Raw genomic sequence first — 9420 nt, 5'->3', positions numbered from 1 at the left:
CACCGGCTGACCAGCCGCATGAAAACTTCGTCTTCCCTGAAGAGGTTCTGCCCCGGGGTAACGCTCTCTGAATTATGAGGGAGGCCCGAGCCTCCCTGCCTTCGATCACGGCATCTCCCTCGGGAGGTGCTTTTTCATGGGGTGTTGCCTCCCCGGTCTGGCCAGCAGTCCGACCGGAGAGGGCTTATCATGAATCGTCCCGTCAGCAATGATGTGGGCTCGAAGGTTTCGGCCATCGGCCCGAATGCATCGTCGGCTGGCCATGTCCCCCGAGGAGGAGGTGCCCGTGAGTCACAGTTGTTCCATGCAGGGTCTGCCGATTGCGGAGTACGCCGTCTGATCTCAGGCAGTTGAACCCGATGTCATGCGGTTCCGCGTCCATGCGGACCCGGCGAGAGCCCCCGGCGTCATCCTCGTGGTGATTCCGGGGGCATCGTTCTGAATGATTCAGGCTGAATCATTCAGGCTGAATCGAATCATTCAGGCTGGGTGTTTGCGTGGACTGTGCATGCCGCGACAAATCGGAAACGTTCCGGCTTGTCATTTGTGGGGTCCCCAGATGGCTCGAGCGCCGATCAACCGGGCTGGGGAAATCGTGCCAGTTCCGCCTCCAGCTGGCTGCGCTGGTCCGCCCAGGTGCGGCGTACGGCCGGATCATCGGATGCACCCCGCTGCAGCAGCAGGACCCCATCCTCGAGCGCCACCATGCCGTAGGTACCCGAGAGCTCATCCACCCTGTCCAGGCTGAGGGCCAGCTCGACGCGGTCGCCCCGGGAGACGCTCAGATGCCGGCTCAGGATCTCAAGATCCGCCGCCAGCCAGTCCACAGCTCGGGCCTGCTCCTGCCGGTCGAGGTAGCGCCAGCTGCGGGGGAACCGGACCAGCACCTCCCGCTGGGCCAGCAGCGGGACCAGCGGGGTGCTGGCCGCCACGCTGGCTTCGGCCGGGACGGCGGCCAGCACCCGGCGTGCCGCCCGTCCGTGCTGCCAGAGGCGCACCGGAGAGGTATGGATCCATGGGGTCACGCTGTCGGGAATCACGAAGGAGAGGCTGCGGTTCGGATTGCTGCCGATCGTGAACAGCAGGGAGAGCACGATCGCCCCGACCCAGAAGGCCCGCAGCCGGCGCCCACCGAAGGCCAGCGGGTGGGTCTGCCACCACAGCACCGCCCCCGCGAACAGGCCGGGAACCACCAGCAGGGCGTAGCGCACGTTGATCGAGAAGGGCGACGGTTTCCCCCGTGCCAGTAACAGCCCCAGGAAGGGGAGGCCCATCAGCAGCCAGCTGTCCAGAGAGATCAGTGGAACGAACAGCAGGGGCAGACCCTGAGCCAGGAGATAGCGGATGGTTTCTCCCGGTTCATGCAGCACCTCGCCCAGCAGGGCCGTGGGCTGGGCCAGGATCCTGCCCAGCACGTCAAGGCTGCTGGCCTTCTCGTCCCCGCCCAGGAACTGGCCGAAGTTCTCGACCATGAAGCGCCGGGCGTTGTCCTCGCTGAACAGGGGCATCAGCAGGTTGGTCACCACCAGCACCCAGCCGAGACCCACCACACCCAGGGCCAGGGCCAGCGGCCACAGCTCCCGCCGCCGAATCAGCATCCAGAGCGCCACGCCCGCCAGCAGCACCCCGGTGTCCTCCCGGATCATCGGGAGCAGCAGGGCCATCAGGGCCACCAGCCACCAGCTCCGCCGCTCAAGGGCCAGCAGCAGCAGAAAGAAGGCCAGGGGCAGCTGGCAGAGGTCGGTGAAGTTCCCCCAGGTGGGTCCCAGCACCGCGTTGGCTCCGAAGTAGGAACAGGCGAGGAAGGCGGCCAGCCGGGGCTGGCCGACCTGCTTCAACGCCAGGCTGTGAAGCGCCAGGCCGGCGGCGGTCATCAGGCCCACCTGCACCAGCGGCAGGGCCCAGGCCCCGGCCACGGCCACCAGCGGCATCCAGAGCAGCAGGGCCGGCGTGAAGTGCTGGCCGAGGCGGTGGTACCCGAGGGCAGGAAGCTGATCGGCATGCACCACGTTGGTGGAGAGCTGGGAGGAGAGCGTGCTCTCGAAGGGATGCCCCCGCAGCCCGTTCCACATCACCTGGAGAAAGATGCCCTGGTCGTAGGAGGCGGAGAGCACCTCCAGGCGCCACCACTGCAGGGCCAGCCCCGTCACGGCGAAGACGGTGGCGGCCACCAGCACCGCCCGGTGGCTGGCCCTCTCCTCCCGTTCAGCCCTCACCGGCTCGATCCGCTCCGCCGACCCTGCATCGCCAGCGTTGCCAGTCCTGATCACCGAGCACCTCCAGTCGACAGAGTGAACCGTCGCGAAGCAGTATCCGTGCTGGTGGGTCGCCGGCCCTCAGGAGCAGATCGAACGGTCCGTTGATCCTGCTCTCCGGCCGGTCGGGGAGTCGGTGGATCTTCCGTCCGGCATACCAGCCCAGGGAGGGCCTCTGGGCGGCATCGCCCTCCAGATACACCGGAACGGCCGCCCCCCCGCCGGGCGGCAGCGCACTCCGGGCCAGGGCGGCGGGCGGCAGTACGGACCAGCGCTCGTTCAGTTCCCAGTTCCAGAGCGGACCGGTGACCAGCAGCAGCAGGGAGAGGGCCCACCCGCCCGCCAGCACCAGCAGACCGCTCCGCCGCGCCCCCTGTCCCGCTCGCGCCAGCAGCCAACCCCCGAGCAGCAGCCCGAGTCCTCCCGGCACCAGCAGGAAGCCGAAGGGAGCGAGCCGGCTCGCTCCCCCCGCCCCGGCCACCAGGGAGGCTCCCAGCAGCGCCGCCCCCAGCGCGACCCAGAACCAGGGAAGCCGGCCCAGCAGGCCCCCGCTGCGGTCCGGACGAAGCAGGCCGGCGACGGGAACAGCGCAGAGCAGGGCGAAGGGCAGCCAGAGCGGATGGCTGTACCAGGGCAGCTGGGTGCGCAGGGGCAGGATCGAGGCCGCGATCACCAGTTGCAGCACCAGGCACCAGCGGCCCCAGGCCCGATCGCGCTGCCGCCAGGCCATTCCGATGGCGATCGGCCAGAGAGGCAGCCAGGGCCAGCCACCTTCCAGCATCTCGAGCACGGGCACGCGCCAGCCCAGGCGACTGCCTTCCCCGGCGTCCAGCAGCACCCGGGTGATCCCGTCCCCTCCCCAGAGCCAGAGGGCCCCCTGACCGCGCCTGAGCGCGTGATAGCCGTGCCAGGCCAGCCCCGGCAGGAGGCCCGCCAGCACGGCGCCCGAGAGGACCCACCAGCGGCGGCGTCCCGGCGTCGGATCGAGGCCGAGGCCCAACAGTCCGGCCAGCAGCGTGGGCACCAGCATCGGGGCCTTCAGCAGCAGCAGAACGCTGCCCGCCAGCCCGGCGAGCAGCCCGCCGCTGCCGGCGCCCCTGGCCCCGCGGCTGTGCAGGAGTCCCCACCACAGCAGGGCCATGGCGCTCAGCTGGGCCCCGTCCAGCATGGCCAGCCTCCCGTGCCGGACGACCGGCAGCAGGGTGAGCAGGATCAGGGCGGTGGCTTCCGACGCCGTCCTCTGGCCGGGCCTGAGCTGCCACTGCACCAGACCAGCCAGGGGCACCACCGCCGACGAGAGCACCGCCGGTGCCAGCCGCACCACCCACTCGGGTGGCAGGGCGGTGGCCGGGGCCTGGCTGAGCTGGCGCCAGAGGCCGATCGTGCCGGCGATCAGCAGGTGAAGGCCCGGCGGCTTGTTCAGGTACGCCTCGCCCCAGATCGTGGGCAGCAGACCCTGGGGAAGACCGCGCTGGGAAATCTCCAGAGCCACCCGGGCCACGATGCCCTCATCCCAGTCCCGCAGGGACACGTTGCCCAGGCCGGCCAGGGCCAGCACCAGGGCCAGGCCCCAGAGGGCCAGCAGCGGTCGCCAGGGGGGGGGACCCGGGGAGGTGGGCATCGGGCGGGGTCTCCAGGGCTGGGCCTTCAGCCTGCCGGTCGGCTCGCCGCCGGCGCCGCCAGAGGGAGGACGAAGGACGTCCCGCTCTGGCAACCCGCCGGTTGCGCGCACAGCCAGCGGCGAAGACGATCCTTGCGGCCCCCGTCGGGGAAGGAGCCATAACTCTCGATCACGGCGAAGCTCCCGGCCAGGGCCTCGGCCCCCCGGTCCCGCCACTGGGCGGGATCCGCTTCGAGCAGGCCTTCGGGGGACACCAGCCAGCCCTTGCGGTCGGCCAGATAGAGCGCGGTGGGGTCTCTGCCGGTCATCAGCACCACCCGCGCCCCGCGGGGAGTGGCGGCGCGGATGTGCTGGGCGAGCTCCCAGGTGGGGGAGCCGGCGATCCGCTCCCGGCTCCAGTAGTCGACGCCCAGAACCGTGAGACTGACCAGCAGCAGGAGGCTCAGCAGGGCCCAGGCGCCCCGCCGCCAGGCGCCCCGCCGCAGCCGCACCCACCCCTGGCCCAGCAGCGGAGCGGCGAACAGCATCAGGGGCAGCTGGTAGTACTCGTGGACGGCGCTTGATTCGGGGGCCAGGGCGCCGGCCGCCAGCACGGAGGCCAGCCCGAGGGGCAGCACCCGCACCCGCGGCTCCACCGCCGCTCCGGAACCGGCCCGGGCCGGCCAGAGACCAAGCACCAGCAGGGGAACCCCCAGCACTGCCAGATTCCGCACCGCCACCCGCAGCGCCAGCTCGCTCCAGTAGGAGACACCGACCAGGGCGCTCCAGCTGTAGCGGTTGGCCTGGCCGCCCCAGAAGCCGAAGCTGTGTCCGCTGCTGACCCCCAGCCGATGGGCGTGCCAGTACCAGGCGGCCGTGACGGCCGCCGCCGCCAGCGGCACCACCCAGGTGCCGGGGTGGCGCAGGATCCGCCAGCGGCGCTGCTGGCCCCAGAGCCAGAAGAGGGGCAGCCCGAGCCAGAGGAGGGGAAGCACTTTGATCAGGCAGGCCCCACAGAAGGCCAGCCAGGCCACCAGCAGGTCACGGGGGCGTCCCGTGTCCTGCCAGCGGAGGAACCGATCCAGAGCGAGGGCCGCGAGCAGCATCAGGCAGGCCTCCGGTTGCACGGTGCGTCCGTAGAACACCGGGATCGGCAGCACCGCATAGAACAGGCCCCCCCACCAGCCCGCCCGCTCCCCCACCAGCTGCCGACCGATGGCGATCACCAGCGCGATGGTGAGCAGGCTGCAGAGCACCGAGAGTCCGCGGGCCAGCCACTCGTGCACCCCGAACAGCCGGTACAGCAGGGCCACTCCATAGGGATAGAGGGGGAACTCCGCTTCCACCACGCCGTGGCCCGCGCCGCCCCAGTCGATCTGGGGCATCCAGAAGCGCATGCCCTGCTCGGCGAAATTGCGCGCCATGGCCGCCGTGTCGGCCTGGCGCCAGCTGTGGATCCCCAGGATCGGGGCCTGGATGTGAACCAGCCGCAGGCCCGCGCCGATCAGCAGGGGCAGCCAGAGCGGCAGGCGATGGCCGGGCCCGGGGATGGACGCCATGGCTGGAGCGGTGCCTTGGGCAGGCGGCATCAGGGGCACGCCGGCATGGGTCAGGAGATTACCGAGGGGGTGGGGGCGGGGGCGGAGTGGCCAGGGCCTCACGCACGGCGTCGACCGCCTCCGGCAGGGAACGGCGCAGGGAGCCCAGGCGGCCCAGCTGGCCGCTCAGGCCTCCGGCCAGATCGGCCAGGGCCAGGAGCACCGGGTCCGGATGCCGCTGCTCCGCGGCGGCGGCCACCCCCGCCGCCTGGCCCACCCGCCAGTCCGCGAGCAGCACGACCGACCGGTAGGCCCCCGGCCAGGGATTGGTCGGCTCCAGGACCTCCAGCCGGGCGAACCAGCGATCCGCGTCCATCGGTCGGTTCCGCACCACCCCCAGCAGGGCGAGACTCCAGAGGGCATCGCGGTCGTCCGGGTCGGAGCGCAGCTGCCGCATGGCCCACGTCTCCACCCGCGGCTGGTAGAGGAAATGGCCATCGAGCTGGTGCTCGGTGCCGACGGCCTCAAACACCGCCGCCAGCCCCTCCGGCCCCCGCTCCATCCCCCGGGCCAGGGCGATGAAGCGCCGGTCGAACCGCTGGGGAAGCGGGGCGTCGGCCCGGCGCCGCCACAGCTCGATGCGCCGATCCTCGCTCCAGGGCCAGCTGCGGACCCGCTCGAAGCGCCCGTCCCGGCGGACCTGGCGGCTGAGCCGGCGGGACACCTTGCGGCGGGTGCCCTGATCACGGCTGGCCAGCAGCACCCACTCGGCCTCCTGCAGCACCAGCGGGTGTTCCTCCTCCCGTTTGCCGCTTTCGCGGCCCACGATCCGGCCGCCGTTGCGGCGACCGAAGACGGTGACATTGCTCTGATTCACCTCGACGGTGGTGGGGATCACGATCACCGTGGTGGGCTCCTCGCCCTGGTGCCGTCGCAGCTCGCCGATCACCTCCGCCATCGGAAACGGCGGCTCCCGCTTCAGCTGCTCGGCCCGGGCGGAGGCCGTGGCGGCGGCGGTCCCGATCAGGCCCGCCCCCAGCAGGGCCAGGCCGGCCCGCCCCCCCCAGCGGCGCCGAATCCACTCCAGCAGGATCCACCAGCCCCGGGCCAGCAGCAGCACCACCAGCGGCAACACCGGGCTGATGTACCGGGGATCCTTGTTGGGGCTCAAGGTGGTGAGCAGCCAGCCGCTGAGGGCGCAGCCGATCAGCCAGCCCCACCCGTAGGGGGTCCCGGCGCCGGCTGGGGCGCCCTGGAGGCGCCACCGAGCTGTGACGGCGCCGACCACCGCTCCCGCCAGGGCCGGCGCCGGAAGCACCACGCCGAGCTGCTCCCGCCAGATTGCCGGGTACCAGAGCAGGCTGGCCAGACTCAGGGGGTTGGGATCCCCTTCCCGGGCGGCCGATTCGTTCACGGCCCGGTTCGTGCCACCGATCGTGGTGATCCAGTTGTGCCGCAGCCAGGGCAGGCTCAGGCCGATCACCAGGGCGAGGGCCGCCAGCACCTGGAGCCGCCGTCGCCGCTGCCCCAGGCCCTGGGCGGCGGCCCAGAGACAGGGGGCCAGCAGCACCAGCAGCGCGCTCTGCTTGACCAGCACGGCGGCCGCCACGGCCAGGGCCGCGACGATCGCCCGTGGCCAGGTGCCTCCGCCGTGGCGGTCGGGCGCCTGCCAGCGACCCAGCAGCCAGAGCGCCAGCGCGGCCGTGGCGGTAAGGGGGAGGTCCAGGCTGAAATCCACCCGCAGGGCCGCCAGGGCGGGGGTGAGCGTGGTGAGCAGTGCCGCCAGCAGGCCGAAACCGGGGGAGACCAGCTGACGCCCCCAGAGCGCCACCGCGGCCAGCAGCAACGCCTGCCAGAGCGCCAGCGCCCAGCTGGCCTGATCCGGACTGTCCCCGGCCAGGGCCATGACGCTGCCGTTCACCAGGCTGGCCAGGGGTGGGATCTTCGGAGACAGATCGAGCAGCGCCTCCCAGCCCTGCCAGCCCCCTCCGCTCAGCAGCCCCAGGGCACGGCCATGGTCCACCGCGCTGTTGAGGTAATCGGCCTGGTCCCAGCCCGGAAGTCGCTGGTCGAGCCCGAGCCAGATCCGGTCGGCCAGGGTGCCTGTCAGCCAGATCGCCGCCAGGGCGAGCCACCAGGGCCAGGGACGCTCGGCGCGACGATCCGGAACGCTGTTCAGAGCCTCAGGGCCGGGGCGGAGCGAGTCTGAACCAGCAGGGGTTCTGCGGACGTTGTGCGTTCTGTCACAACCCCGCTGGTCTTGGAGGGGTGGGGGGGTGATTCTTCTGGTTGGCGCATTGCGCCATCTCGTGTGAGGATCCCATGAAACTCTTCCAGCAACTGCTGGTTGCACCTGCTGCTCTCGGACTGCTGGCCCCCATGGCCGTGTCCGCCTCCGAGCTCAACCTGGAAGGCATCAATCAGTACGCCGATTCCGAGGAACAGGTCACCAGCATCACCCAGTTCTCCGACGTGCAGCCCACCGAGTGGGCCTACCAGGCGCTTTCGAACCTGATCGAGCGCTATGGCTGCGTCGCCGGCTACCCCGATGGCACTTTCCGTGGCAAGAAGCCGCTGAGCCGCTGGGAAGCCGCCGCCCTGCTCAACGCCTGCCTCGACCGGATCACCGAAGTGACCGACGAGCTGCGCCGCCTGCTCAAGGAATTCGAGAAGGAACTCGCCATCCTGCGGGGCCGGGTCGACAACCTCGAAGCCAAGGTGGGTGAGCTGGAGGCCAACCAGTTCTCCACCACCACCAAGCTCCGCGGTGTCGCCACCTTCACGATCGGTGGCAACAGCTTCGGCGGTTCCGCCCGTCCGTTCAACCAGAACAGCGGCATCCCCGACAGCCTCAATCCGAAGTTTTCTGACACGGCCGCGGCCCAGCAGGGTGCCGTCGCCTTCAACTACAACCTCGACCTCTACCTCGACACCAGCTTCACCGGCAAGGACCTGCTCCGTACCCGTCTGCGGGCCGGTAACTACTCCTCCAGCCCCTGGGGTGCCGCCAACCCCAACAACCTCGTGGGCCTGAACGCCTTTGAGGTGGCCTTCGAGGGTGCCTCCGGTGCCGACTCGGTTGAAGTCAACCGCCTCTTCTACCAGTTCCCCCTGGGCAAGAGCTTCACCGCCACGATCGGTGGCAAGGTCCGTCAGGACGACATGCTCGCCTTCTGGCCGAGCGTCTACCCGGCTGACACCGTTCTCGACATCTTCACCTATGGCGGCGCCCCCGGCGCCTACCCCCTGACCCTCGGTTCCGGTGGTGGCCTCTGGTGGCAGAGCGGCGGCTTCAGCATCAGTGCCAACTACGTGGCCGCTAACGGCAACAACGGCAGCCCCAACGAGAACTTCGCCAACCCAGGCGGCATCGGCAACGAGTCCTCGGCCCAGACGGGTACCGCCCAGATCGCCTGGAGCAACGAGAACTTCGGTCTCGCTGCGGCCTACACCTACACCTCCCCTCAGGGTGGTCTGGCCGGCCTCTACGGCGGTAACGGCACTCCCCTGGCCAACCTGGGCTATGCCCTGTCGGACAGCGTGAACTCCGTGGGCATCAGTGCCTACTGGCAACCCTCCAACTCCGGTTGGATCCCCTCGATCAGCACCGGCTGGGGTCTCAACTCCCACAGCGCCAGCAGCAGCTCCGCCGGGGCTCTGGAAAGTGCCATCGACGGGGCCACGACCCAGTCCTGGTACGTGGGTCTGCAGTGGACCGACGTGTTCATCAAGGGCAATGCGGCCGGTATGGCCGTTGGTCAGGCCACCTTCCTGACCGGCTCGGGTGATGACGATCTGCTCTCCCCCAACGACGGCAACTACGCCTGGGAGTGGTGGTACAAGTTCCAGGTCACCGACAACATCAGCGTGACCCCGGCGATCTTCTACCTGAGTGTTCCTCTGGGCCAGTTCCAGAAAGCCGACAGCGACGAAACCTTCAACAACTTCGGTGGTCTGGTCAAGACCACCTTCAAGTTCTGATCGGTTGATCGCAGCCATCCAGCAGATTCCTTTCCTCACACGTTGA

General features: G+C 70.1%; 5 protein-coding genes. 1 reads left to right on the top strand and 4 read right to left on the bottom strand.

The window, feature by feature from the left end; all coding sequences use genetic code 11:
* Positions 1-575: 575 nt before the first annotated feature.
* Genes ACWJI7_RS13305 through ACWJI7_RS13290 form a run of 4 tightly spaced genes read right to left on the bottom strand, consistent with a single transcriptional unit; the run spans position 576 to position 7416 of the window.
* Positions 576-2216, bottom strand: coding sequence for a DUF2079 domain-containing protein (locus ACWJI7_RS13305; protein WP_479938587.1), 1641 nt, complete (start codon positions 2214-2216; stop codon positions 576-578).
* Positions 2206-3876, bottom strand: coding sequence for a phospholipid carrier-dependent glycosyltransferase (locus ACWJI7_RS13300; protein ID WP_479938586.1), 1671 nt, complete (start codon positions 3874-3876; stop codon positions 2206-2208). Before ACWJI7_RS13300 ends, ACWJI7_RS13305 begins: the two co-directional genes overlap by 11 nt.
* 26 nt (positions 3877-3902) lie before the next feature.
* Entirely contained in the window at positions 3903-5414 is a 1512-nt protein-coding gene (locus ACWJI7_RS13295) for an ArnT family glycosyltransferase (RefSeq protein ID WP_479938585.1), read from the bottom strand.
* A gap of 58 nt (positions 5415-5472) precedes the next feature.
* Positions 5473-7416, bottom strand: a complete 1944-nt coding sequence (locus tag ACWJI7_RS13290) for a glycosyltransferase family 39 protein (protein WP_479938584.1) — start codon at positions 7414-7416, stop codon at positions 5473-5475.
* A gap of 299 nt (positions 7417-7715) precedes the next feature.
* Here ACWJI7_RS13290 and ACWJI7_RS13285 point away from each other — a divergent pair, with 299 nt between their 5' ends.
* Positions 7716-9374, top strand: a complete 1659-nt coding sequence (locus ACWJI7_RS13285) for an iron uptake porin (RefSeq protein ID WP_479938582.1) — start codon at positions 7716-7718, stop codon at positions 9372-9374.
* Positions 9375-9420: the final 46 nt, after the last annotated feature.

The sequence above is a fragment of the Cryptocyanus atlanticus LEGE 06306 genome, assembly GCF_056633155.1.
Note: the sequence above shows the minus strand (reverse complement) of the source record. Positions and strands in the feature narration are given on the sequence as shown.

What these genes read in the sequence shown, in the direction of transcription:
- ACWJI7_RS13300 (WP_479938586.1), bottom strand. Translation starts at nt 3,876, where the DNA reads ATGCCCACCTCCCCGGGTCCCCCCCCCTGGCGACCGCTGCTGGCCCTC.
- ACWJI7_RS13295 (WP_479938585.1), bottom strand. Translation starts at nt 5,414, where the DNA reads ATGGCGTCCATCCCCGGGCCCGGCCATCGCCTGCCGCTCTGGCTGCCC.
- ACWJI7_RS13285 (WP_479938582.1), top strand. Translation starts at nt 7,716, where the DNA reads ATGAAACTCTTCCAGCAACTGCTGGTTGCACCTGCTGCTCTCGGACTG.